The sequence below is a fragment of the Streptomyces gilvosporeus genome, assembly GCF_002082195.1.
Taxonomy (GTDB): Bacteria; Actinomycetota; Actinomycetes; order Streptomycetales; family Streptomycetaceae; genus Streptomyces; species Streptomyces gilvosporeus.
The window spans coordinates 892,385-915,412 of sequence record NZ_CP020569.1; the positions used below are offsets into that span (position 1 = coordinate 892,385).

A 23,028-nucleotide genomic window follows, 5' to 3' on the forward strand; every position below is an offset into this window, starting at 1 on the left:
CGGTGGTCATGCATTCAGTGCCCGGCATACGTGTCTCCTTGAGGTCTGGCGGCATTGTCATGGCGGCCGTCGGGAGCGTAGATCAGCCCCCTTCCGCGGCAGTTCATTTCGCAGCAGTTCATTCCGTAGCAGTTCGTTCCTCACCATGCCCGGACTACAGGCCGGTCCGCATCAGGAACTAGGGGGAAACTTCCCGGCAATCCGCCGGTTCCAGCGATGTTCCGTCGCCGATGAGGAGCTCGTACCAATGCGCACCGCGCCACCGGCGGCCGCATCCCGCGTTACTCGGGAGTGGCTCGCCCATTACCGGAAGCGGCATTTGCTCACGGAACCCACTGCTACCTTTTTTGGCTCAGGCGCGTAGTGAACAGGAAATGAGACTGTGATGCATGAGATGGCGACGCACCTTTCGCAGGTCGCGCCCACGGGGACACCCGCGACCGTGCGCACCGCTTTCAGCCCTTCACCGATCGGGCCACCGAGCATCGGGCTGATCCGCGCGGCCGTGGTCAACTGGGCGCTGGCCCGACACCACGGCGGCCGGTTCGTGCTCCGCATCGAGGACACGGACGCGGCCACCGGCATGGCCGAGTACTACCAGCCGTTGACCGAGGTACTGCGGTGGCTGGGGCTCGACTGGGACGAGGGCCCTGGCGTGGGCGGCCACAACGGCCCCTACCTCCAGAGCGAACGTCGGGAGATCCATCTCGAAGCCGCACGCAAGCTGTTCGAGGCGGGCGACCTGTACGAGTCCTTCTCCACGCGAGAAGAGATCGAGGCGCGCAATCGCGCAGCCGGACGGCCGCTGACGGCCGGCTATGACAACGGCGACCGCGACGTGTCCGAACGGCGCAAGGCCGCATACCGCGCCGAGGGACGCACCGCGGTGCTCCGGATGCGGATGCCCGACGAGGAGATCGTCTTCGATGACCTGGTCCGCGGCAGAATCGTGTTTCCTCCCAGCCACACCCCCGACCCCGTCATGGTGCGCGCAAACGGCGACCCACTGTTCGCGCTGGCAAATACGGTTGACAACGCAATGATGGGCATCACGCACAGTCTGCGCGGAGATGACCTGCTCTCCTCGACGCCGCGCCAATTGGCTGCTTACGCCGCCCTCCAGCGCCTCGGAATCACCACGTTCATCCCCCGTTTGGGACACATCTCCCCGGTTCTCGATGCACGGGGAAAGAAGTTGAGCCGCGCCGTCCCGGACGCCGAGGTGCTGGGCTATCGAAAGCGCGGTTTCCTTCCAGAGGCAATGGTCAACTACCTCGCGTCCATCGGCTGGTCGCACTCCACCGCCGGCCCGGTCTTCACCCGCCAGGAGCTGATCGAGGATTACGACGTCGGCCGGATGCGGGCGCACCCCGTTCGGTTGGACGTGGCACGCATCACCGAGATCAACGCCGCTCATCTGCGCCGACTGAGCATTCCCGACTATGGTGCGGCACTGCTGCCGCACATGATCCGGGCGGGGACGCTGCCGCCGGAACCCAGCACGGCCCAGCGAGATTTGCTGTCCCGAGCCGCTCCCTTGGTGCAGCGTGCCGCCAGGACGCTGACCGAGGCCGCCGAGGCCGTCGCGTTCCTGTTCCTTCCTGACGACTCGGTCCCCGCGCAGGCCGGCGCGGACGGTCCGATGGTGGACGGTCCGGTGATGGACCACGATGCGTTGCGTGCCGCCGCAGACCTCCTGGAAGATCTGGAGGACTGGACGGCGGACTCGGTACGGCTCTGCCTCACAAAGGGGCTGGGACAGCAGGCCCGTCCGGCCCTCGGTGCGCTCCGGGTCGCCCTGACCGGCCGCCCGGTCGCGCCCCCGCTGTACGAGACGCTGGCGTTGTTGGGCCGTACGCGCAGCCTGTGCCGTATGCGTCATGCGCTGAGTGCCCAGTCGCCAGCACGCCGGTGACCGGCCCGGATCGCTCAGCCCCCGTTCCGCTTTCCGAGGGAGACAGTCGCATGTGTGGTATCGCCGGATGGGTTGCCTTCGCACGAGACCTGCACCGGGAACGGCAAACGCTGGATGCGATGACCGAGACCATGTCCTGCCGCGGTCCGGACGCGGCGGGCACGTGGATCGATCCGCGCGGTTGCGCCGCGCTCGGCCATCGGCGGCTGGCCGTCATCGACCTCACCGGCAGTACTCAGCCGATGACACTGGACATCCCCCTCAGCCCGCTGGCCATGGTCTACAGCGGCGAGGTCTACAACTACCGCGAGCTACGGGAGGAGTTGCAACGCCGGGGCCATGTCTTCCGCTCCACCGGAGACACCGAGGTGGTGCTGCGCGGCTACCTGGAGTGGGGTGAGGCGGTCGCCGACCGGCTCAACGGGATGTATGCCTTCGCTGTCTGGGACCCCCGCTCGGCGAAACTGGTCATGATCCGTGACCGGCTGGGCATCAAGCCGCTGTACTACCAGCCCACGGCGGATGGCGTGCTCTTCGGCTCGGAGCCCAAGGCGATACTGGCGAACCCGCTGGCCACCAGGACCGTCGACCTGGACGGACTGCGTGAACTTTTCGCCTTCATCAAGACGCCAGGGCAGGCGATATGGACGGGCATGCGCGAGGTCAAGCCCGGCACGGTGACCACGATCGATGCCACGGGCGTGCGTGAGCACGTCTATTGGACGCTGACCTCGGAAGAACACACCGATGACCGTGACTCGACCATTTCCCATGTGCGCGAACTGCTGGAAGACATCGTCTCCCGGCAACTGGTCGCCGATGTCCCACTGTGCCTGCTGCTCTCCGGCGGACTCGACTCCAGCGCGGTGACCGCGCTCTCCGCCCAACAACTGTCCCTCCAGGGCCACAAGGCACACAGCTTCTCCGTCGACTTCACCGGACAGACCGAGAACTTCATACCGGACTCGGCACGCCCCACCCCGGACACGCCCTATGTGCGGGAGGTGGTCACACACGTGGGAACGGTGCACTCGGACATCGTGTTGGATGCGGACTCGCTGGCCGATCCGGCCATCCGCCGCGCGGTCATCACCGCCCGGGACATCCCAGCCGGCACCGGTGACACCGACGTCTCGCTCTACCGGCTGTTCCACGCGGTCCGGCGGCACTCGGCAGTAGCACTGTCCGGCGAGAGCGCCGACGAGGTGTTCGGCGGGTACCACTGGCACCACTCACTGGCGGCGCAGCGGGCCGGTACCTTTCCGTGGATGTCGCCGGCGAACGGGGTGCCCTCGGGCAGCCAGGGCCGGGACGGCGCCGTACTGCGACCGGAGCTGCTCCAGGCGCTGGACCTGCCCGCCTACACAGCGGACCGCTACGCCGACGCGGTGGCCGAGGTGGAGCACCTGCCCGGAGACGACGCCGAGGCCCGCACCCGTCGGGTGACCTCGCACCTCGGCATCACCCGGTTCATGCGCATGATGCTGGACCGCAAGGACCGGATGAGCATGGCCGTCGGGCTGGAGGTCCGTGTGCCGTTCTGCGATCACCGGCTGGTGGAGTACGTGCACAACACACCATGGACGGTGAAGAGCTTCGACGGTCGCGAGAAAAGCCTGTTGCGTGCGGCCGTCCGGGACATGTTGCCCCCGTCGGTGGCCGACCGGGTCAAAAGCGCCTACCCGTCCATCCAAGACCCGAGCTATTTGGCCGCGTTGCGGCATCAGGCGAAGGAACTGCTCGTCGACGCGGACCACCCGGTGTTCGGCCTGATCAGCAGGCCATGGCTGAAGAGGGCCGTGACCGGGGAATCGGGCCCGACTGTGCGGAGCGGATTGGAGCGCAGCCTGAACCTCGCGACATGGCTCGATGTCCACCGCCCCCGACTGCTGCTGTCCTGAATTGGCCAACGGCACCACCCGAGAAGGGCATTCCCTTGATGTTGCCGAGACTGAGCCCTGCCCGCAGGCTCGTCACCGCCAGCATGCTGATGAGCGCAGGCAACGGCGCGTTCGTGACCTGCTCGGCGATCTACTTCACCCGAGTAGGCGGCCTCACTCCCACGGCGATGGGCTTGGGTCTGACGATCGCGGGCGCGATAGGTCTGCTGGTCGGCGTGCCCGTGGGGCATCTGGCCGACCGTCGAGGTCCCCAGCGCGTTGCCGTCCTGCTCGTGGCGCTCAACGGCGTTGCGGCGTCCGGCTACCTGCTGGTGCGCGGATTCCCGGTCTTCGTTCTGATGGCGTGCCTGTTCACCGCGGCACAGCGTGGGTCCCGCGCCGCGCAGCAGGCTCTCATCGCGGGGCTGGTGGGCGGCGAAGAGGTGGTGCGGACGCAGGCGATGGTCCGTTCGGTGAACAACGCCGGCATGGCAGTCGGCGCCGGGGGAGCAAGCATCGCCCTCCAGATCGGCACCACCACGGCATTCTCCACGGTCATCATCGTGAATGCGCTGGGCTTCTTCGCCTCCGCAGCCATGCTCGCGACCCTGCCCCCGGTCCCGCCGGCGCCCGACTCGCCGCCGGACGAGCCCAGGTGGGCGGTCTTCCGCGACGGCCCGTTCGTGGTCTTCACCGCACTCGGCGCCGTGGTCGCCCTGCATTCGGTGCTCCTACAGATCGTGCTGCCCCTGTGGATCACCACGTACACCCGTGCCTCGACGGCCATGGTGACCGTACTGTTCGTGCTGAACACGGTCAGCGTCGTTCTCTTCCAAGTGCGCGTCGGCTCCCGGGTGACCACGATGCCCCGTGCTGTGCGGGCGTCCCGGTGGTCAGGGGTGGTGCTGTGCGGCGCTTGCGGCCTGTTCGCGCTCTCGGCGGGTGGTTCGCCGGTCGTGTCGACCGTGCTGCTGCTGGTGGCCGGCGCCCTGCACGTAGGGGGCGAACTGCTGGTGTCAGCGGCCTCGTGGCACATCACCTTCGGCCTTGCCCCGACGGGCAAGCAAGGCCAGTACCAGGGTTTCGTCATGACCGGTTACGGAACCGCCATGATGCTCGCGCCGACCTTGCTGACCTTCCTCCTGATCGAGTGGGGCTCGCCAGGCTGGTTCGTGCTGGGCGGAGCGTTCCTGCTGGCAACCCTGCCCACCGGAGCAGTGGTGGCCTGGGCCGAACGGACCCGCCGCCCACCGCCCCTGCCGCGTCCGAGCCGCTCACAGGTCCACGCAACGGGCATGACGCACGATCGGAACGAGACCTAGGGATGGCCGTTCGATGACATCCGCTGACCGCATGCACGCTCACAGGTATCTGGGAGTCGACCCCGGCTTCCCCCATTCGGCGTGGCGTACCCCGTTCGACGCACTGCACTGGTTCGCCCGGCGTCAGGGCAACGCACCACTGATCACCGCCGTGGCACACAGCGGCACAGAGACCACACTGGACTACCGCACCGCCGAGGTCGCGAGCCGCGCGCTCGCGGGATGGCTGTGTGCCGAGTGGGGTACCGCCCGCCCAGCCGTGCTCGCACTCGCGCCGACGAACGACGTGCCATCGGTCCTGGCGGTACTGGGCGTGCTGCGCGCCGGGTTCGGCCTGCTCATGCTCGGTCCTTCCGATCCGCCGGAACGCCGCGCCCAGCAACTCAAGGCCGTCGGCGCGCTGGCTGTGCTCCAAGCACCCGGCACCGACGCACCGTACGCAGACGCCACCACCCTCCCGCACTGGGAAGACCTGGTGGAGCGGGTGCTACCGCTGCCACCTGTCGACCCGACCGCTGACGCGCTGTACTTCGCGACATCCGGCTCCACCGCGGCGTCCAAGATTGTCGCTCAGTCACACGTCAACGCGGTGGCCAATGCCGAGGCAGTGCGACGCCACCACGGTCTGGCCCCCGGTGACCGGGTATTGGGATGCCTGCCCATCCACCACGTCAACGGAGCCCACTTCACCGTCCTGGGCACCATGATGGCCGGAGCGCACACGATTCTCGCCGAGTCGTTCTCGCCGATGAACTATCCGAAGACGCTGCGGCACTACCGCCCGCGCATCGCGAGCGTGGTCCCGGGCGTACTCGAAGCGCTCGCCGAAACCTGGCGCGGCTCTGACGTACCGTCGGACTTCGACTACTTCGTCTCCGCAGCGGCCCCTCTGACCACACGCGCCGCCCGCTCGGTCGCCAACAGGCTCGGTGCCCGAGTGCTCCAGGCCTACGGTCTTTCCGAAACCACGAACTTCTCCACCACGATGCCGACGGACCTGTCCGAGGAAACCTACCGGCGGCTCATGCTGGATCCGGACATCCCCTCGATCGGTGTGGCCGTCTACGGGAACGAAGTGGCGGTACTTGATGAGGACTGCCGCCCGGTGCGCCCTGGACAGTTGGGTGAGGTGTGCATGCGGGGCTTCAACGTGATGTCCGGCTATGCCGGCAACGCCGAGGCCACTGCGGAGGCCTTCCGCAACGGGTGGTTCCACTCCCAAGACCTGGGCTACCGGGTGGAGGAGGAAGGGCGCGACTACTTCGTCCTCACGGGCAGGCTGAAGAACATCGCCAAGGTGTGCGGGGAAACCGTGTCGCTGGAAGAGATGGACCGAGTCCTTCGCGCCCTTCCGGAAGTCCGTGACGCGGCCTGCGTCACGGTCCCGGACAGGTTCTCGGGAGAGAGCATCATCGCGGCCGTGGTACTCGATACCGCCACGGACGTAGCGGGTGCTCGGGCTGCATTGCAGGCGAGGTTCCCCCCTGCGGTACTGCCTTCACGCGTAGTGCCGGTACCGGAAATACCGCGCACCGCCACCGGAAAGGTGCTGCGCCCCCGGCTGGCTGCGTCACTGTCCGGAAGCGGTTGATCAGCGTGTCGCCTCGTCAAGTGGAGCGGCCACCGCTCCGTTCCCTGACGTCGTAGGACCGGCGGGCTTGTTCGACGGTGTCCAGGTTGGGTGACCACTCGGCGAGGGCTGCGAACAACGGCCCCAGGCTGCGCCCGAGTTCGCTGATCTCGTATTCCACCCGCGGTGGGACCTCGGGGTAATAGGTGCGCAGGACGAGTCCATCGCGCTCCAGCTGCCGCAGTCGCTGGGTCAGCACTTTGGGCGTGATGGTGGCGATCCGGCGTTCCAGCTCAACGAATCGCTGCCGTCCGTACTGGTTGAGCGCCCACAGGATCGGCGTGGTCCAGCGGCTGAAGACGATATCGACCACGGGAGCGATCGGGCAGGCATTGCTCGGCGAGATGTCCATCCGGCTCTCTTCGGCTGTGCTCTCGGTCACACCGACCCCTTTCCCCCATTACTTTCCTCTAGGTACCTACTGGCTTCGCGATAGTAGCTTCGCCGTGCACCAGAAACTCGGAATGGAGAGAACATGATCGTGGTGACCGGCGCAACGGGTAATGTCGGGCGGCCGCTGATGGCGGCGCTCGTCGCAGCGGGTGAGCAGGTGACAGCAGTCTCCCGGCGGATCCCGACGACACAACTGCCGACGGGGGTACGACATCACCAGGCCGACCTGACCGAACCGAAGAACCTCAAGCCCGTCCTCGACGGAGCCAAGACGCTGTTCCTGCTGACATCCGGCGACTTCATGGCAGCCGGCGGCAACCTCAGCGACGTCATCGATGTCATCCGCGCCGGTGGCGTCCAACGCATCGTCCTGCTGTCCTCGCAGGGTGTCAGCACCGGAGAACACAGCTCCGAACTGGAGGACGCCGTCACGCAGTCGGGCCTGGAGTGGACCATCCTGCGGTCGGGGGGCTTTCACTCCAACACACTGCAGTGGGCGGATGCGATTCGCGAGCACCGCACGGTGACGGCCCCGTTCGGTGATGTCGCGCTGCCGACCATCGACCCGGCCGATATCGCCCAGGTCGCCGCCGCCGTGCTGCGGGATGCCTCCCATGCAGGCAACGTCTACGAGCTGACCGGGCCCGTTGCGATCTCGCCGCGAGAGCAGACCGCCGCGATCGCGGACGCCCTGGGCGAGCCCGTGCGGTTCGTCGAGCAGACCCGGTCCGAGGCCAAGGCCGCGATGATGCAGTTCATGCCCGAACCGCTCGTGGAAAGCACACTCGACGTACTCGGTGCACCCTCAGCCGGTCTGCGGCGAGTCAGCCCGGACGTCGAAATGCTCCTGGGCCGCCCGCCCCTTACCTTCGCCCAGTGGGCGACACGCAACATCCCAGCCTTCCGGTGACTCGCAGCCGACGAAGCCTCGTCGCCCCCGCCGAGAGGAGCCCCCTGGGCAATGGACCCACGGTCGTAGCCGGTCATCTCCTCGTAGAACCGCAGAACGACCCGAAAATCCATCGGCAGGGCGACGTCCGTCCGCGGCAGCCATCCGTACAGTGGCGAGGAATGACCGGAGAGTCCGCGTTCGAGCAGCAGGAACTGAAGGCGGAGCGCGGAGAGCCGAGGACCATGACATCCCAGCACCCATCGTCCCGCACCTTCCGGGGCAACCTCATTCTCATCCTGCTCGGCGCCCTGGTGGCATCCCTGGTGGTCGGCGGAGTGCTGTGGGCGCGGAGCAACACCACGTGGATCAAGAAGCAGGCGGGCGGGAGCGCCTGGTACCTCACCTACGAGGGCAAATCCGTGCGTGGTGAGCCCCGGGCCGCCGTGCGCTACCGGCACAACCCCGACCGGTACAAGCCGCAGCAGCGCGACGAGCAACTCGGCTCCACACGGCTTCCGTGGAGCACGAAGGTCGTCGTCAACACGGGCGCCGAGGCCCGGGTGGAGGTGACCCCTGCCGGAGACGGGATCGCGTCGTGCCGCATCCTGCTCGACGGTGTGAGGGTCGTCGCCAGCGGCAAGTCTCCCGGCCCCGGAAGGCCCGCGGTATGCCATGTGATCACCAGCAAGACGCCGGAGAAGTGGCCGCGCTGAGGTCGTAGCGGCTGCCGACCACAGATCCGGCTCGGGCTCCGGAGCGTGCGATGCGCCAGAAGCAGTCGGCGGACCATGCGCCCCGTCACGTCCGGCCGGGTGCCCACCGCCTCCCGCTGACCGGCCGGTGGGACGCTTCGGCCCCTGCGGACCCGGCCGAGTCGCCCCCGCTCCGGCCGCATGTACGGCAAGTCCATGAGCATTGCGGCGTGCGCGGGGGCGGCGGCAAGGGCGGACCTCAGGCGACGGTGCCGCTCTCCTTGATGACGACGTCGGAGCTCAGGGCGCCGCTGCGGGAGCCGAGGGCCTCGATCTGCTTGACGAGGTCCTCGCCCTCGACAACCTCGCCGAAGACGACATGCTTGCCGTCGAGCCAGGGGGTGACGACGGTCGTCACGAAGAACTGGGAGCCGTTGGTGTTCGGGCCTCGGTTGGCCATCGACAACAGGAACGGCCGGTCATGCTTGAGCGAGAAGTTCTCGTCCGCGAACGTGGCGCCGAAGATGCTCTTGCCGCCGGTGCCGTTGCCGTCGGTGAAGTCGCCGCCCTGGAGCATGAACTCCGGGATGACGCGGTGGAAAGAGGAACCGGCGTAGCCGTAGCCGTTCTGGCCGGTGGCGAGCTCGCGGAAGTTACGCGCGGTCTCCGGGACGACGTCGTCGAAGAGCCGGAAGGTGATCCGGCCGGCGTCCTTGCCGTCAATGGTGATGTCGAAAAATACGTTCTGCATGGGCCCCATCCTGCCATCAGTCATCTATGAGGCCTGCAGGCCGTCTGCCATGCAAGGTGGTCGAGTGGAGAGGGGAGAGCCGGGGCCGCCGGCTCTGCAAGGCGGCATGACGAGCTGCCGAGGGCGTCCTACGCTCCAAGGCGTCGCAGGGAGGCGGGTGTACGGCCGATGAAGTCCCTTGCGGTACGGGTGAAATGGGCTTGGTCGGCGAAGCCCGCGGTGGCTGCGGCCAAGGCGGCGGTCCCGCCTGGCAGGGTGGCGACGGCGGTACGGAGCCGGCCCCATCGCCGCAAGCGGGTGAGCGCGATGCCTACGTCTCGCCGGACCAAGGTGCGCAGCCGCGGTGCCGACAGGCCGACCTCGCCGGCGAGGGAAGCGAGGGGCAGGTCCGGATCGCGCCGCGTACACACGTGGACGGCGTGGGCGACTCTTGGGTCGAGCGGTGTCGGGCGCCCCGCGACTGCCCGTAGCGCGGTGTAACCGGCGGCCAGATCCACGCGGGAGCCGGGGCCGTCGGAATCGACGGCCCCGAGCGCGGCGAGCAGCCGGCGGACCTCGCCTGCATCGAGTCGTATCGGCTCCGGACAGGAGGGCAACAGCCAGGGGTCGACGAACAGCGCGATGTAGGGCGAGGTGGCCGCACAGACGTGGGCGAGCTGGGGCGGAACGATCAGCCCGGGTGCGGCCACCATGCGTCGTTGCGGCTGGAGGAGTTCGGCGTGGCCGCCGATCGGCAGCACGGCTTTCCATGCGGGGAGCCGGTGCTGGGAGACGCGGAACGGGCGGGACTCGGCGAACATGGTTGCTTCGGTGCCGGCGGCGAAGACGATGCGGCGATCGTTTTGTTCAAGCTCCCAGGCGTGCGGCGAGCGGATCATCACGTCATGCACGCTATCGATGCCGTCGCCTTGGCGGTGTTCCTGGCCGTCACAGGGGTCATGCACTTTCTGACTCCCGGCTATTTCCGCACGCTGGTACCCGCATGGTTCCGCCGAGAGCGGCTCCTTGTGGCCGTCACCGGGGCGGCGGAGGTCGTGGTGGGTGCGCTGGTGCTGGTTCCGTGCAGCAGGTCGGTCGGAGGCTGGGCCGCCGTCTTCCTGATCACCTGTTACCAGGTGTCGCACGCGGATGCGCTCCGACGTGCGCGGCCGGACCGGCCCCGGGTGCTGGAGCGCCCGGTCGGCGCGGTGGCTCGGCTGGTGGTGAACGTCCTGTACATCGCCTGGGCTATTGCCGTGGCCAGATCCGCGGCCTGACGCCGGTGCGCGGCGGCTGAGGGTCCGAGGTGGTGCCCAAGCCACCCGGAGTCACAGGGAAGAAGCCAATTCAGAAGAAGCCAATTCATGAGTCATCGTCTCGTTGCCGTGGTGCGGCGGAGTGCGGCTCGGCATGGCTACCTTGGCAGCAGCGTGGTGACCAGTTCGTCCAGTCCGTTGAACCGCCAGTCGAAGACATCGGAGCTCGTCGGCGGGTCCCCGACCGGTCGCTGGACGTAGGCGGTCCGCATGCCTCTCGCCTGAGCGCCGCGGAGGTCCCAGGCGTGGGCGGCCACCATGAGCACGCGTTCGCGTGGACATCCGGCGGCGTCGATGGCGAGCTGGTAGACCTCCGGCGCCGGCTTGTAGGCCAGGACGGCTTCGGCGGACAAGGCTTGGTGCCAGCGCAGCCCCGCATGTGCGTTGAGCCGCAGCAGGGCGGTGCGGCTGGCATTGGAGAGCCCGAGCACGGGGAACCGCTGCGCGAGCCGCTCGAGACCGGCGACAGAGTCGTCCCAGGGAGGCAGGCGCTGACCCGCTGTGGCCAGCAGGGCTATGGCCGCCGGATCGGCGAGTCCGGCATGGTCAGCCACCCGTTGAGCAGCCTCTGCGTCGATGATCTCGGTGTTGACGTAGGGGCGGTGCCCTTGCCCGATGCGTTGCTGCTCGAGCTCGACGTACTGCTGCCACGAGATGAGCAGCTCGTCGACAGACGCATCGTCGGACGCGGGCAGCGCATCGCGGATTTCCGCTCGAAGCCCGCCGGGTTCGTCGACCAGCGTTCCGAGGACGTCGAAGACAACAACCTCGATGTCGCAGATCTCGGTCATACGTCCCCCTGTTCGCGCTGGTGTCACCGGCTCAGCAGGTGACGATCTTGCCTCCAGGGGCGTCACCGGTCAAGATGGTGACGTGGATTTTGTGTTCGTGAGCGGCAACCCGGCCCTCGATCTGGCCGGCACCGTGGGGGCTCGTCGAGACGAGCCCCTCGACGCCCTGGCCGCGCCCGCAGACCTCGAGCGGTGGGTGGCCGCATGTGACGAGCTCCCCGACCGTGTTACCGCCGACTTCGCCACCTTCGAGTCCGCGCTGTCACTGCGAGAAGCGATCTACCGACTTGCCCTCGATCGCGTGCGCGATCGGCCCTTTGATTCAGGCAGCCTGGAGATCGTCAACGACATGGCCGCCGGGCCAGTGCCCGCGATCAAGCTCAGCGACGCAGGGCTGCGCATGTCGGGAGATCTCCGCGCAGCGCTCTCCCACATCGCCAGAAGAGGTATCGCTGTGCTCGCCGATCCCTCCGCCTGCCTCAAGGAGTGCGGTCGCACCGGCTGCACTCGGCTCTATCTCGACCGCTCGCGCGGCGCCCGGCGCACCTGGTGCGGAATGGACGAGTGCGGCAACCGCGTCAAGGCCGCGGCCTACCGAGCGCGCAGACGAGGTTCGACCACAGCCGAGGAAGCAGCCAGCACCCGTTCGCACCGAAGCTGATGCCCCACGCCGTGGTGACGCTCCGGCCCCGCGGCGGACGAAATCACTTTGGCAGGCCGACGCCGAGCTGCGACGATGCCCCCGTTTCCCCAGTGGAGGGCGTTTGTTCGTTTTCGTGTGTGCGGGGTGCGGAGCCAGGCTGACCACCCCGCTGTCCCAGGTCGCCCTGCCGGACCACGCTCATCAGAAGTACGGGAACGGGATTCGGCTCCCGGTGCTCATGGAGTCGGGCACGTTCGCGGTGGACCCGGAGCCCTCGGGGCCGCCGTGGCGGGCGTGGGAGGAGATCGATCCGGACGAGGCCGCGGCCCGCGGCATCTACGCGTCTGTCCACGCCCTGTCCGACGGCGAGCCCGGCGCGATCGTCATCGCACCCGGAGATGCCCGCGGCACCGTACTGATCCCGGAGAAGGGCGGCGGCTACTGCTGCGGCCTCGACTGGGCCGACGGTCCCAACATGGCCTGCGAGGCGTGCGGCCAGCCCGTGGCCAGCCGGATCGACGACTGCTCGCTCTGGCAGGCGGTGTGGCTCGCCCCGGATGCCGTGCGCCGCCTCCCCGTCGACGGTGCCGACGTCGCACCGCTCTCCTGGGGCGAGCTGATGACGGAGGGGAAGGGCACGCCTCCATACGAGCCGATCGCCACGTGGGGATCGCGGCTGGGGTCGCACCACTGGTGGTCATGGAGCCCGCAGTGGGAGGCGGCGGCCGGTCGGGCACTCGCTCACCTGCTGGCGGCCTCAGAGGGTCGGCCGGTGACCGTTCCGGACGGCCTGATCACGGAGGTGTTCCAACGTGCCCTCGACGCCCTGTTGCCCGCAGGCCCGCCAGCGCGGCGGGCCGTCCTGGCCGGACCGGGACAGCCCGTCCCCGACACGGACGCCCACATTCTCCTCGTGCCGACCCATCCTCAAACGGGGAAGACCTGGACCCCGTCCGGCCCGGCCGCCTCGGCATACCGGGTGCCGCTGCCGTTCGGGGTATGGCTGTGGCTGGCCTCCCCAGAGCAGTACCTGCCCGTCCCTGCATCGGGCGGCTTGCCCGACGGCGTCCTCCGCGACGACCCGCCCGCGCCGCTCCCCCACCACCTGTTCCGGGCCGACCCTGGAACGTTCCGGGACACCCTGGTCCGGCTACCGGCCGTCCGCAGCCCATGGTTGCGCGACATCCTCGACAACCTGACACAGCACATGCACGCCCATCTCTTCTAACCGCCGGCAAGGCGCTACGCCCCTGGGCCTGCTCCGGGGTGCGGTGGCGGGAGGGTGAGGGTTGTTGTCTCGCCAACCGTCGTCTTCAAAGCGGTCGAGGTCTCCCCCTGCCCGATGGCCCGGTCGAATTTCTTGATCTCCGGCCAGGTGAAGCCCAGGCGGCGGTACTTGTTCCGCTGCTTCGGCTTCATGTGCTGGATGTCTTCTTTGCAGGCCGTGGTCATCCCGGGTGCCACGGTCGCGCCGCCCCGAAGCCCTATGAGGCTCGCGGGGAACGGTCTTGGTCTTGTCGAGGTGCCCGTACACCGTCGACCGCGGCACTCCGAACACCACGTGACCTCGATGACATAGGGTGCCGACCGCCGCCCGGTGACCGGAGTGGCCGAGGAAGCCTCTACGATCCGGTGGATCACCGAACCGTGGAGGGGACATGACCGAGGGCCGGGAAACGGACGCGATCGCCGAGAGACCGGTGGCGCTGGCCTACCGGCCGACCGTCGGCGAATTGGTGTCCGCGCTGCGGGCACGCGCGAGGAGCACCCCTGCGGGACGCTTTCAGCGCGGGGCGCTGGTCTGGACGGTGGCGGTCGGAACCATCGGCGCCCTGCTGTCGGCGGCCGGCTCCGGCCACCGGGACAGACCGTGGCCGCTGTATGTGGGGCTGGTGGTTTTCGTCGCCTTCATGGTTGCGGTGCCGTGGTTGCAGGCGCGCCGCCTCCACCGGCTCGCCGAACGGCAGGGGGACATCTGCGGGACTGTCGACGACACCGGGGTCCGGCTCACCACCGCGCACAGCTCGGCCAGCCACGACTGGCACCTCTACGCGCGCTATGTCGAGACGCCGGAGCTGTTCGTGCTTCTCAGCGCCGACAAGTCCGCCGTCGGCTTCGCCGTCCTGCCCAAGCGGGCCGTGGCGGACCCGGAGGAAGTAGACCGGCTCCGGGCGGTCCTCGACCGGCGGCTCGTGCGCGCCGGCGACGCCGAGACGCCCGGCAGCCCGCGGAGCCGGGGCGGGGCCGTCGGCCGCGGGGTCGGTTCCGTCGGACTGTTGCTGCTGGGGCTCCTGCTGTTCTTCTTCGCCTTCTCCGCCGTCTACCAGGCTTCGCACCCGGACAGCTTCGCCGGGATCCAGCACAACACCGCCCCGATAGCGGCCGTCATGCTCGGGCTGGGGGCGCTTGCGGTCGCCGGGGCTTGGTGGCTCGTACGGCGGATGACGGCCATGCGGATCGTGACCGCCGTGCTCGCCGTCCTTGTCCTGCTGGCCGGTGGCGCCGCCCTGTACCGCGTCGGGCCGATGCTCCACTGCTGGGGCTCGGGCCAGATCGCCCGCGGGCCCGAGGGCACCTACGTCTGCTACGACTTCTGAGGGCGCCACGGTCTCCGAGCAGGTTCGGAGACCCTCTCTCGGCGGCGGGCCGCAGCAGCCGCCAAAAGGTCATTTCACTTGGCAAGTCTGTTGGGGCAGACGGGTGTTTCTGCCGTGTTCCCGGAAGGCACTGGCCCACCCGGCTGCGAATGCCATGGGCGGCGCGGGTTCGGTCAGTCGCTCGTCCGGTAGTTCATGAACCAGTGGGTGTCGAAATAGCGGGCCATCGTGAACCGGTGGTGCGGGTCGATGAGGATGCGGCAGACGAACTCCGCGGCCTGGCAGTCGAAGGCAACGTCCTCGCCGTCGCACGACCGGACGACGACGGGCCAGCGGTCGGGGTCGTCGCCGTCGGCCCTCCAGCAGTACAGGTCCTCGTGCTCCGTGCCCGCCCAGATGAGCAGCCTGTCCTCCCTGAGATGCGTCCACGGCTCCTGGTTCAGGTCCAGGTATCCGTCGAAGGAGCCCACGCCGAACGTTTCGACCATGCGCTTGTAGTCGCTCGGGAGCACGGTGCCCAGGCGCGACTCCACCTCCGCCCAGTGCACGTCCGGCCGCTGGGCGGGCTGCGTCCAGCCGGTGATCCGTATGAGCCGCTCCATCCAGTCGACGTCCTCGTCCTCGTCCTCGTCCTCGTCCGGAACGACCGCCAAAGGTTCCGGCACCTCCCTGCGAGCGACCACCAGCACCGGCCGCTCGACCCCCTCGGCGTCTCGCGCCGTACCCGTGCCGACCCACTGATCCCCGTACGCCCATGCCCGTATCTTCACGGCCCTGTCCTCGAAGGGGACAAGGAGAGCCGCGCCTCTGGAATCGTCGACCGTCGGATCGGTGAAACCGTCGAGGACGAGGGTGCGCGGGGCGCCATACCTGTCGGCGAGCAGGTCGGTCAGAGCCTGCGGGTTCAGGTCGCTGGGCAGGTACAGGTAACCGTCCCCCGGGACGAGTTGGGCCAGCAGGTCGTTGACGGTCGTGTGCGTGAGTTCCATGGCGGACAGTGAAGCGCACCGCACTGACAATGGGCGTACTCGGACATATCTGACGCCAAGGGGAAAGAGGTTGGAGTTGGACCCCGGTTCACCACAATCACGGTGGCCACTTCGCGGCCAAGTACCCGATGATCAATCCATGAGAGTCGCCGTTCAGCGCGTGCGCACATCGTGGACCAAGGCTTCGCGGGGCGGCGCGGGGGCCGCGATGCGCAACGCCGCCCCCACCACGTTCACGCTGCCCACCGGCCTGACATCGGCACTGCACGAGGTCTCCATGCGGGAGTCGGACGCGTACGTGCCGCGCATGAACGTCCAGGACCTGGCGGACCCCGGGCTGGTGCTCAAGGAGTCGGACGGCTTCCTGCGAGTGCACCGGCCGGAAACGACGATCTTCAGATCGACGCGTCTCCGCTGAGCGATCAACGACGGGAACCATGATGCCCCGGTGCTTCAGTCCGCCCACACGCGAACCAGGCATCTATGGGCGTACGGGGCGGGCGGGTCGGTGAAGGCGGTGCGGCCGTGCAGCACGACGGTGTTGTCCAGCCAGAGAAGGTCTCCTGGGTGGAGGGGAATGCGCAGGACAGTGCGTGGGTCGGTCAGGATCTGGTCGACGGTGTCGAGGACCGCCTGGTCGGCGGGGGTCAGGGGCGCGTCGGCCTCGTGCTGGGCGCGTTCGATCCCGCGCCTGTTGTAGTGCATGCGAAGGTCGGCGCCGTGCCGCTGGAAGACAGGGCGGAGCCGGTCGAAACCGGTTCCTCGGCCGAAATGGAAGTTCTGATAGAGGCGAGGCAGGGCCCAGGGGTTGTCGGTGAGCAGCCTGTTGTGCACGGTATGGCCGCTGGCCAGGAGTGTCTCCCCGCCTTGTGCCGCCTGTCGCACGCACAGCAGCCCCAGCAGTCTTGGCGGATGGGGTGCCGGGGTCCGGTCCGTGTGCAGGGCCAACGCGAGGTTCGTCTTGCCCAGTCCGGCGTTGTCGGCCACGGTGACGAAGCCACCGGGGTCCGCCGGCCTCGGAGTGCCCAGCGAGGCGGCGAGTTGCCGGCACATCGCGGCGCATTCCTGGTCGGTGCGGCCATCAATGGGCAAGCCGCGGATCACGACGAATCCGCGGCCGGTTCGCAGGTGTTGGGCGACGCGCGTGGCCAGGTCTATCAGTGCCGCCCCGGGGGGTGCCCCAGTGGGGCCCGTGCCCGTGTCTTCTCTCCGGCCGTCCAGTTCGCGTGAGCAGGCGGACGGCAACTGGATGAGCCAGTCCGCCTCGCTGAGGGCGTGGCCGTTCCATGCCGTGAGTGCTTCGACGGGAGCGGGCTGGGCCATCTGCTCACCTTTCCGCGGCGTCTGTTGACGGACGTGCGAGACGAGCCACAAGGGCGCGGTACGTGGTTCTGGTTTGGCGGGCGGACAAGTGGTCACTGGCTCGGTTCCGGCAAGGGCTGGTCTGAGTCGTCGACATCAGTTCTGCCGGTTGGTCATGGGGTTGGGCAGGAACGTCCACTGGTCGTCTTGTGATGACAGCCGCATCAGCGTCAGTGCTTTGACCGGTAGGTTCTCCGTCCGCAGCGCCCGGAGGTCCGGAGTCGGGGGGAGGTCGCGGGTGGCGGCTTCGAGGAGGGTGCCCAGCGTGGTGGCGTTCCCGGCCAGGGGGCCCAGTGCGCCCGTGATCAGACAGCTGAGAACTTTGCGGCGCAGGACGGCGGGGTCGTCGTTGAGAAGTCGCCCGGTCAGCGGCGGTGCCGGGAAGCCGTGTTGGACCAGCCGGGCAGGGCTTATGCGGATGTCGGCGAGATCCCGATAGACGAGCCGCCGGGGCCACCCCTCCCTGTCGACAACCGCGAGGAGGTTCTGCCCATGCGCTTCCAGGGCCACCCCCAGGTCGAGCAGGTCCAGGCAGACGCCGAAGGCCAGCCGCGCGAACTCGGTGATGCGCGCCAGCCGTTCGTGGGGGCCGTGCGAGGCGAAGTGCCCGGGCAGTTCGGCCACGGGTATCACCTGTTCCTCCGTCCCGGCGTGGACGTACGGTGATTGGCGAAGTACCGCCGCCAGTTCCGGCGTGCCCGCACCCGCCGCCGTGAGCGTCCGCGCGATGTGCAGTCGGCCGCCCAGACGGTCCGCGACTCGCTCGACCAGCTCGGAAGTGGCCAGGGAATAGTCCACCGAATAGGCCGATATGTCCCGTACTTGGGACGTGAGTCGGGTACTCAGCGCGGTCTTGACGTGCCTATGGGTGTCGAGGGCGAGCGTCCGCAGGGACAGCAGCGGATGGGCCGGCGGCCCGGGCAGCACCCTCCGGCCGCTGAGGACGTGCTCGGCCTGCCAGGGATGCACCGGGATCAGCACGGCATCCCCGTCCCGCCACTCCGGGGGCCACGGTCCCCGTACCGTCGCTCCCGCCACGGGCGCGAGCCACAGACCCACCACCGGCCGGTGCTCGGGCGCGTAGGCCAGCTGCTCGGCGGCCGAGAAACCGGGCCGGGAGCGGCAGGTGGGATGGTACGGGTGCCCGTCCGGTGACCGCTGCTCCCCCTCCCAGGGCTCCACCGCAGGTCCGGCCGGACGAGGAGCCGTCCGGGACAGCGCCAAGGAGGCGACGCTGTGGTCGAGTTCGGCGGCGAATGCCGCGCCGCCCGGTACGTGCAGCGCCGCCATCAGCAGTGCCGGATGGTCGTACGAGACGCCGTCCAGCTCCACGGCGGCAACCGCCGTTCCCGTCGCCCACGGATCCGACGGCGGACCGTGCAGCCTTCGCCCGTCGACGAGCCGCAGAGCGATCCCGTCACGCCCGGAGGCACGGGCCGCGATCCACGGCAGCGGTTCATGGACCAGCCCGCGCCACAGCCGCGCCAGCACCATCGACCGGGCCCCCGACAGAGCCGCGAGGTAAGCGGATGCCGACTCGGGGCGAACGCTCTCCAGTTCCTCGGCGAGCTCGCGCTCGGCGGGTGTGTCGCACACGCGCATGTTCTACCGCAGGCGAACGCACGCCACACATACTGGCGGTCGATGAATACCTTCGCCCGCGAAGCCGATGGACTGGCCATGGCGCCCTTGCTCAACTGCCTGCTGAGGGAAGCCTCCCTACCGGCCGGGGAGCCGGTTGCCGGTCGCGTGGTCCACCGCCTGCGCGCCACCGGTCGGCTGCTGAGCGTCCGCACCGGGCACAGGCCCGGCGCACCCGAGCTCTGGACCGGCACCACCTGGCGGCCCATGCGCCATGGCGGCCTCATCGCCCTCGCCGCCCAGGAGATGCGTGCCGTCACCGGGCGCTCCCATGCCGCCCTGGCCGCCGAGATGGCCGCCAGCCGCGAGGCCGTCGAGGCGCTCCTCGCCGCCCGCGCCCGCGCCACCCCACCCGACAGCCCGTGGCTGCGCTCCGAACAGGCCCTGGTCATGGGCCACTCCCACCACCCGGCCCCCAAGGCCCGCAGCGGGGGCGGCCCGCCCGGTACCTGGCTGTGCTACGCGCCGGAGGCCCACGCCCGCTTCCCCCTCGTCCTGCTGGGCGTGCGCGAGGACGCGGTGGTCGACAACGGCGACACCCGCGCCCTCGACACCCTTGGCCAGGCGCCTGACGGCTATCGGCTGTTACCCGCCCATCCCTGGCAGCTCGACCTCACCCACCACCTGCCCGCCGTGCGCACGGCCTTCGCCGAGGGCCGCCTCGTCCACCTGGGCCACACGCCCTGGGACGCCCGGGCCACGGCCTCGGTGCGCACCGTCCATGTCCCCGGCAGCCCCGAACGCCCTGGAGCGTCCGCGGACCTGTTCCTGAAGTTCAGCCTGGAAGTGCAGATCACCAACGACGTCCGGCGGATTCGCCGGCACGAGCTCCGCCACGTGCGCCGCACCGACCCACTGGTCACCGCGGCCTTCCGGGCCATGGACGGCCCTGCGGCATGGCTGAGCGAACGCGGGCACCGCACGGCTCGCGGCCTCGAGGAGACCTTCCCCGTTCTCCTCCGCGACGGCTTGGACGACCACGTGCTCCCGGGCGCCACCGCAACGCTGGCAGCAGCCTTCACCGAGGGATTCGACGGTGATCCACTCGATCGCCTCACCGACCCTCTGCTGTGGTGGTCGGCCTACCTGAACTGCGTCGTCCCGCCCGTGCTGGACGCCTACGCCCGCCACGGCATCGCCATCGAGTGCCACCTCCAGAACACGCTGATCGCCGTCGCTCCGGACGGCACCCCCGTCCAGGCCGTCTTCCGCGACGCCGAAGGCGCCAGGGCAATCCCCCCGACGCCCCGTGAGGCCGCCTGGCAGCGCCTGGTGTACTGCCTCGTCGTCAACAACCTGACCGAAATAGCGAACGTCCTCACCCACCGCTTCCCCTCCACCGCCGATGCCCTGTGGCCCATGGCGCAGCGGGAGTTCCAACGGTGCGGCGATGAGCACGGCCTCCCGGAGATCAAGGCACTGCTCGCCGCTGCGACGGTCCCGTGCAAGGCCAATCTTCTGTCCCGCTGGATCGACGCGGACGGCACCGAACCCTGTTGCGTCCCCGTCCCCAACCCGCTGGCTGTTCCCTCTTGAGCAGGCGTGGGCGAGAGCACATGTCGCCGGCCTGGCGAAGACCCGCCTGGTAGGCCGGCTCCCAGGCCCCGGCGGGGCGAGGAGCGGGAGTCTGCACCTATGGCGCGGCCACGCGCGCGGAGTGGAGTTCGTGGACCAACTGCGGGGTGAGCAGTTCGCCGGCGCGGTCGGCGAGGACGGCCATTTCGTAGCCGACCAGCCCGACGTCGCACCCGTCGGCGGCCAGGACGCCGAGGCAGCTTCCGTCTCGGATGCGGCCGACCATGAGGAAGCCGCCGAGCATTTCGATCATGACGAGTTTCATGCCGTGGAAGCCGTGTGACTCCGCCGCGTTCTGGGCGAGGCTGGTGATGCCGGAGACGATGGCGGCGAGATGGTCGGCGCGGTCTCGGCCGAGGCTGTCCGACGCGGCCATGAGCAGGCCGTCGGAGGAGACGGCGACGGCGTCGGTGACGCCGTCGGCGGTACGGACGAACTCCGAGACGAGCCAGCCGAAACTCTGGATGGCGGTGGTCACGATGACGCTCCTTGGGTGGTTCGGGCCTCGGCCCGGGCGACACCTGCTCGGAAGCCGTTGAGCAGGGAGGAGACAGCGGGCCGGGCGGGCGGGAGTGCGGCGGAGGGGTCCTGCGCGGGGATGAGCAGGCGCCCGGGCAGGGCGAGGAGCGCGGACAGGCCGCCACCGGGGGTGTCGAAGAGATGGACCTGGGTGCCGTCGCCGAGGCGCTGGGCGAGTCGGCCGACGACGAGGTGACCGAGGAACCGCGTCGGCGCGGCGAGGAGAGCCTCTTCCCCGGAGTCGGAGAAGCGGGTGTGGGCGCGTTCCTTGTCCGCTTCCGACATGCCGACGCCGTGGTCGACGACGGCAATGCAGTACGTGTCGTCCTCGGTGTCGTACCAGCCGTGCACCTCGACCGGTTCGGTCGGTGGCGAGAAGATCAGCCCGTTCTCGATCAGTTCGGCAAGGAGGTGGGAGACGTCGGCGACGGCGTGCCCGCGTACCCGCACCGGCTCCACGGTCGCGATCAGCACCCGCCGGTACTGCTCGACCTCGGCCACGGCCGCCTGGACGACTTCCAGGCCGTCGGTCGGCGCCGCCGTGGGCCGCGGCGGATTCTTCCCGGCCAGGACCAGCAGGTTTTCGGCGTTGCGCCGCATACGGGTGGCGAGGTGGTCGAGCTCGAAGAGCTCGGCGAGGGCGGCCGGGTCGAGTTCCTGTCGTTCCAGGCGGGTGATGAGCCGGAGCTGACGCAGCACGAGGTTCTGGTTGCGGCGGCCGAGATTGGCGAGCGATTCGGTGGTGTTGCGGCGCAGGCCGGCCTGCTGGGCGGCGAGGTGGAGGGCGGTGTGTTCCACGTGGTGCAGGGAGGTTGCGACCTCGGTGATCTCCGCCGCGGCGCCCGGCAGGTGCCCATCGGGGTGGTCCGGGGCGTCTGCCGTCAGGAGGAGCTGCACCTCGTCTGGTGCGGACTGCTGGATACGGGTGACGGCCTGGGGCAGCCGGCGCCGCGCCACGTCGTGGGCGGCCTCGGCGAGCGCGCCGAGCGGGCGCGTGAGGGAACGGGACGCGAACGCGGCGAGGCCCGCGAGGAGGGCGGCCACGAGCGTTGCCGCGCCGAGGTAGGCGGCGAGGCCCGTCTCGGCGTCGTGGCTCAGCCGGTCGGCCCGGCCCCGTACGTCGTCGCCGACCGACTGCTGGACGGCGTACAGATCGTCGACGAGTACGGTCATCGCGTCCCACCAGGTGCGGGCGTCGGCACGCAGTACGGAGCCGACGGCGGCGTCGTCCGCCTGATTCTCGTAGGCGGTGGCGCGTTGGGCGTCCTCGGTCGCGAAGGTGCGCTTCAGCGCCGCGCGCTGGGATCCGGTGGCGACCTGCCGGAAGCGGGCCAGGGCGGCGACCCGGGTGGCGCGCACCTCGGCGAAGGTGAGGTATTCGCGGCCGTGGAAGGCGCCTTCGGCGAACACGCCGTTGAGAAGTCCGCGTTCGAGAGCGACGGATTCCTTGGCAGCGGCCAGCTCTCTCAACGCCGCCAGTCCGTCGGCCAGTTGGCGGTCGGCGCGCGTCGCGGTCTCCGCCACCGGATCGACGGCGTTGAGGGCGTCGACGGCACCGGTGTAGAAGGTGAGGGTCGCGGCCCTGTCGGCGGTACCCCTGTCGGCAGCGGCGCGGATGCCGGCGAGGCGCCCCAGGCGCCGGCGGATGATCTCCCCGACGGCGTTGTCCTCGCGCATGCCGGCCAGCGCCCTGTCCACGCGCCTGCGCGTGGCGGCCAGCGGCGGGCGGAACTCCTTCTCACCGCCCAACAGGCCGTTGGTCAGGCCGCGTTCGCGTTGCAGCTGGTGCACCAGGGCCTGTACCCGCAGGCTGAGTCCGACCTCGGCGCGGACCGTCTGGGCATCGCCGAGGGCGTCGGCGCGGCCGTGCACGGCGAGCCCGGCCACGGCCAGCAACAGGCAGATCGGTACGGCGATGACCACCGCCACCCGACCCCGGATGCTGCGCCAGCCGGGTATCGGCCGACGGCCGGGAGCCGTTCGGCCACCGCGGCGGCGCACCGAACCGCCGCTGCCCTTGCCGATCGCGCCAAGCCTGGCGAGCAGTGGCCGTGCCGGCTCCCACACCTTCATACGTCACGAAGCTAGCCCGGCCTCGTTCCGGGTGGGTTTCCGCCCTGTTAGGCCATGTGGGAGTTTCC

The 23,028-nt window shown here is 69.3% G+C and carries 22 protein-coding genes; 12 read left to right on the forward strand and 10 right to left on the reverse strand.

Annotated features, from left to right (window positions below):
* Positions 1–394: 394 nt before the first annotated feature.
* From gltX to B1H19_RS04190, 4 genes are all read left to right on the forward strand, one after another.
* Entirely contained in the window at positions 395–1,915 is a 1,521-nt protein-coding gene (gltX, locus tag B1H19_RS04175; protein WP_083109420.1) for a glutamate--tRNA ligase, read from the forward strand.
* Positions 1,916–1,965: 50 nt separating this feature from the next.
* Positions 1,966–3,816: an asparagine synthase (glutamine-hydrolyzing) gene (gene asnB, locus B1H19_RS04180; protein WP_083103071.1), complete on the forward strand. Its 1,851-nt coding sequence runs from the start codon at positions 1,966–1,968 to the stop codon at positions 3,814–3,816.
* A gap of 89 nt (positions 3,817–3,905) precedes the next feature.
* Positions 3,906–5,117: an MFS transporter gene (locus B1H19_RS04185; RefSeq protein ID WP_203237094.1), complete on the forward strand. Its 1,212-nt coding sequence runs from the start codon at positions 3,906–3,908 to the stop codon at positions 5,115–5,117.
* 31 nt (positions 5,118–5,148) lie between these two features.
* Positions 5,149–6,708 (forward strand): class I adenylate-forming enzyme family protein, encoded by a 1,560-nt coding sequence (locus tag B1H19_RS04190; RefSeq protein WP_257789435.1) that lies wholly within the window; start codon positions 5,149–5,151, stop codon positions 6,706–6,708.
* 16 nt (positions 6,709–6,724) lie between these two features.
* Here the strand turns inward: B1H19_RS04190 and B1H19_RS04195 are convergent, their stop codons facing one another.
* A complete protein-coding gene (locus B1H19_RS04195) occupies positions 6,725–7,099 on the reverse strand; it encodes a winged helix-turn-helix transcriptional regulator (RefSeq protein ID WP_083109421.1) in 375 nt (124 codons plus the stop codon).
* 123 nt (positions 7,100–7,222) lie between these two features.
* On the opposite strand from B1H19_RS04195, the gene B1H19_RS04200 reads away from it, so the two are divergent.
* On the forward strand, positions 7,223–8,050 hold the full coding sequence (locus tag B1H19_RS04200; protein ID WP_083103079.1) for an NAD(P)H-binding protein: 828 nt from the start codon (positions 7,223–7,225) through the stop codon (positions 8,048–8,050).
* A 161-nt stretch (positions 8,051–8,211) separates the two neighbouring features.
* Positions 8,212–8,745, forward strand: coding sequence for a hypothetical protein (locus B1H19_RS04205; protein WP_237289116.1), 534 nt, complete (start codon positions 8,212–8,214; stop codon positions 8,743–8,745).
* Between the two features lie 238 nt (positions 8,746–8,983).
* On the opposite strand, the gene B1H19_RS04210 is transcribed toward B1H19_RS04205, so the two are convergent.
* A complete protein-coding gene (locus tag B1H19_RS04210; RefSeq protein ID WP_083103082.1) occupies positions 8,984–9,475 on the reverse strand; it encodes a peptidylprolyl isomerase in 492 nt (163 codons plus the stop codon).
* A 128-nt stretch (positions 9,476–9,603) separates the two neighbouring features.
* On the reverse strand, positions 9,604–10,353 hold the full coding sequence (locus tag B1H19_RS04215) for a helix-turn-helix domain-containing protein (protein WP_237289753.1): 750 nt from the start codon (positions 10,351–10,353) through the stop codon (positions 9,604–9,606).
* A 6-nt stretch (positions 10,354–10,359) separates the two neighbouring features.
* On the opposite strand from B1H19_RS04215, the gene B1H19_RS04220 reads away from it, so the two are divergent.
* A complete protein-coding gene (locus tag B1H19_RS04220; protein ID WP_083103085.1) occupies positions 10,360–10,731 on the forward strand; it encodes a hypothetical protein in 372 nt (123 codons plus the stop codon).
* Positions 10,732–10,868: 137 nt separating this feature from the next.
* Here the strand turns inward: B1H19_RS04220 and B1H19_RS04225 are convergent, their stop codons facing one another.
* Entirely contained in the window at positions 10,869–11,561 is a 693-nt protein-coding gene (locus B1H19_RS04225; RefSeq protein WP_083103087.1) for a haloacid dehalogenase type II, read from the reverse strand.
* 82 nt (positions 11,562–11,643) lie between these two features.
* Between B1H19_RS04225 and B1H19_RS04230 the strand changes: the two genes are divergently transcribed.
* Positions 11,644–12,222, forward strand: a complete 579-nt coding sequence (locus B1H19_RS04230; protein ID WP_083103089.1) for a CGNR zinc finger domain-containing protein — start codon at positions 11,644–11,646, stop codon at positions 12,220–12,222.
* A gap of 103 nt (positions 12,223–12,325) precedes the next feature.
* Positions 12,326–13,432, forward strand: a complete 1,107-nt coding sequence (locus B1H19_RS04235) for a hypothetical protein (protein WP_083103092.1) — start codon at positions 12,326–12,328, stop codon at positions 13,430–13,432.
* 14 nt (positions 13,433–13,446) lie between these two features.
* Here B1H19_RS04235 and B1H19_RS38545 read toward each other — a convergent pair whose 3' ends face one another.
* Positions 13,447–13,623, reverse strand: a complete 177-nt coding sequence (locus B1H19_RS38545; RefSeq protein ID WP_159027982.1) for a hypothetical protein — start codon at positions 13,621–13,623, stop codon at positions 13,447–13,449.
* Positions 13,624–13,862: 239 nt separating this feature from the next.
* Here B1H19_RS38545 and B1H19_RS04240 point away from each other — a divergent pair, with 239 nt between their 5' ends.
* Positions 13,863–14,801: a YcxB family protein gene (locus B1H19_RS04240; RefSeq protein ID WP_083103095.1), complete on the forward strand. Its 939-nt coding sequence runs from the start codon at positions 13,863–13,865 to the stop codon at positions 14,799–14,801.
* A gap of 173 nt (positions 14,802–14,974) precedes the next feature.
* On the opposite strand, the gene B1H19_RS04245 is transcribed toward B1H19_RS04240, so the two are convergent.
* Complete coding sequence (locus tag B1H19_RS04245; protein WP_083103098.1) at positions 14,975–15,790, reverse strand: SMI1/KNR4 family protein; 816 nt, start codon at positions 15,788–15,790, stop codon at positions 14,975–14,977.
* Between the two features lie 139 nt (positions 15,791–15,929).
* Here B1H19_RS04245 and B1H19_RS04250 point away from each other — a divergent pair, with 139 nt between their 5' ends.
* Positions 15,930–16,208 (forward strand): hypothetical protein, encoded by a 279-nt coding sequence (locus tag B1H19_RS04250; protein ID WP_159027983.1) that lies wholly within the window; start codon positions 15,930–15,932, stop codon positions 16,206–16,208.
* A gap of 35 nt (positions 16,209–16,243) precedes the next feature.
* Here the strand turns inward: B1H19_RS04250 and B1H19_RS04255 are convergent, their stop codons facing one another.
* Positions 16,244–17,113 carry a TauD/TfdA family dioxygenase gene (locus B1H19_RS04255; protein WP_083103103.1) on the reverse strand — a complete coding sequence of 290 codons (870 nt, stop codon included), beginning with the start codon at positions 17,111–17,113 and terminating at the stop codon, positions 16,244–16,246.
* A gap of 135 nt (positions 17,114–17,248) precedes the next feature.
* On the reverse strand, positions 17,249–18,754 hold the full coding sequence (locus B1H19_RS04260; protein WP_083103106.1) for an IucA/IucC family protein: 1,506 nt from the start codon (positions 18,752–18,754) through the stop codon (positions 17,249–17,251).
* 42 nt (positions 18,755–18,796) lie between these two features.
* On the opposite strand from B1H19_RS04260, the gene B1H19_RS04265 reads away from it, so the two are divergent.
* Complete coding sequence (locus tag B1H19_RS04265; protein WP_083103109.1) at positions 18,797–20,329, forward strand: IucA/IucC family protein; 1,533 nt, start codon at positions 18,797–18,799, stop codon at positions 20,327–20,329.
* Between the two features lie 97 nt (positions 20,330–20,426).
* Here B1H19_RS04265 and B1H19_RS04270 read toward each other — a convergent pair whose 3' ends face one another.
* Positions 20,427–20,846, reverse strand: a complete 420-nt coding sequence (locus tag B1H19_RS04270) for a roadblock/LC7 domain-containing protein (RefSeq protein WP_083103111.1) — start codon at positions 20,844–20,846, stop codon at positions 20,427–20,429.
* On the reverse strand, positions 20,843–22,960 hold the full coding sequence (locus B1H19_RS04275; RefSeq protein WP_083103114.1) for a sensor histidine kinase: 2,118 nt from the start codon (positions 22,958–22,960) through the stop codon (positions 20,843–20,845). Before B1H19_RS04275 ends, B1H19_RS04270 begins: the two co-directional genes overlap by 4 nt.
* Between the last annotated feature and the right edge of the window lie 68 nt (positions 22,961–23,028).

What these genes read in the sequence shown, in the direction of transcription:
- asnB (WP_083103071.1), top strand. Translation starts at nt 1,966, where the DNA reads ATGTGTGGTATCGCCGGATGGGTTGCCTTCGCACGAGACCTGCACCGG.
- B1H19_RS04225 (WP_083103087.1), bottom strand. Translation starts at nt 11,561, where the DNA reads ATGACCGAGATCTGCGACATCGAGGTTGTTGTCTTCGACGTCCTCGGA.
- B1H19_RS04240 (WP_083103095.1), top strand. Translation starts at nt 13,863, where the DNA reads ATGACCGAGGGCCGGGAAACGGACGCGATCGCCGAGAGACCGGTGGCG.
- B1H19_RS04200 (WP_083103079.1), top strand. Translation starts at nt 7,223, where the DNA reads ATGATCGTGGTGACCGGCGCAACGGGTAATGTCGGGCGGCCGCTGATG.
- B1H19_RS04220 (WP_083103085.1), top strand. Translation starts at nt 10,360, where the DNA reads ATGCACGCTATCGATGCCGTCGCCTTGGCGGTGTTCCTGGCCGTCACA.
- gltX (WP_083109420.1), top strand. Translation starts at nt 395, where the DNA reads ATGGCGACGCACCTTTCGCAGGTCGCGCCCACGGGGACACCCGCGACC.
- B1H19_RS38545 (WP_159027982.1), bottom strand. Translation starts at nt 13,623, where the DNA reads ATGAAGCCGAAGCAGCGGAACAAGTACCGCCGCCTGGGCTTCACCTGG.
- B1H19_RS04190 (WP_257789435.1), top strand. Translation starts at nt 5,149, where the DNA reads ATGCACGCTCACAGGTATCTGGGAGTCGACCCCGGCTTCCCCCATTCG.
- B1H19_RS04250 (WP_159027983.1), top strand. Translation starts at nt 15,930, where the DNA reads ATGAGAGTCGCCGTTCAGCGCGTGCGCACATCGTGGACCAAGGCTTCG.
- B1H19_RS04260 (WP_083103106.1), bottom strand. Translation starts at nt 18,754, where the DNA reads ATGCGCGTGTGCGACACACCCGCCGAGCGCGAGCTCGCCGAGGAACTG.
- B1H19_RS04215 (WP_237289753.1), bottom strand. Translation starts at nt 10,353, where the DNA reads ATGATCCGCTCGCCGCACGCCTGGGAGCTTGAACAAAACGATCGCCGC.
- B1H19_RS04245 (WP_083103098.1), bottom strand. Translation starts at nt 15,790, where the DNA reads ATGGAACTCACGCACACGACCGTCAACGACCTGCTGGCCCAACTCGTC.
- B1H19_RS04185 (WP_203237094.1), top strand. Translation starts at nt 3,906, where the DNA reads ATGAGCGCAGGCAACGGCGCGTTCGTGACCTGCTCGGCGATCTACTTC.
- B1H19_RS04265 (WP_083103109.1), top strand. Translation starts at nt 18,797, where the DNA reads ATGAATACCTTCGCCCGCGAAGCCGATGGACTGGCCATGGCGCCCTTG.
- B1H19_RS04275 (WP_083103114.1), bottom strand. Translation starts at nt 22,960, where the DNA reads ATGAAGGTGTGGGAGCCGGCACGGCCACTGCTCGCCAGGCTTGGCGCG.
- B1H19_RS04195 (WP_083109421.1), bottom strand. Translation starts at nt 7,099, where the DNA reads ATGGACATCTCGCCGAGCAATGCCTGCCCGATCGCTCCCGTGGTCGAT.
- B1H19_RS04210 (WP_083103082.1), bottom strand. Translation starts at nt 9,475, where the DNA reads ATGCAGAACGTATTTTTCGACATCACCATTGACGGCAAGGACGCCGGC.
- B1H19_RS04255 (WP_083103103.1), bottom strand. Translation starts at nt 17,113, where the DNA reads ATGGCCCAGCCCGCTCCCGTCGAAGCACTCACGGCATGGAACGGCCAC.
- B1H19_RS04205 (WP_237289116.1), top strand. Translation starts at nt 8,212, where the DNA reads ATGACCGGAGAGTCCGCGTTCGAGCAGCAGGAACTGAAGGCGGAGCGC.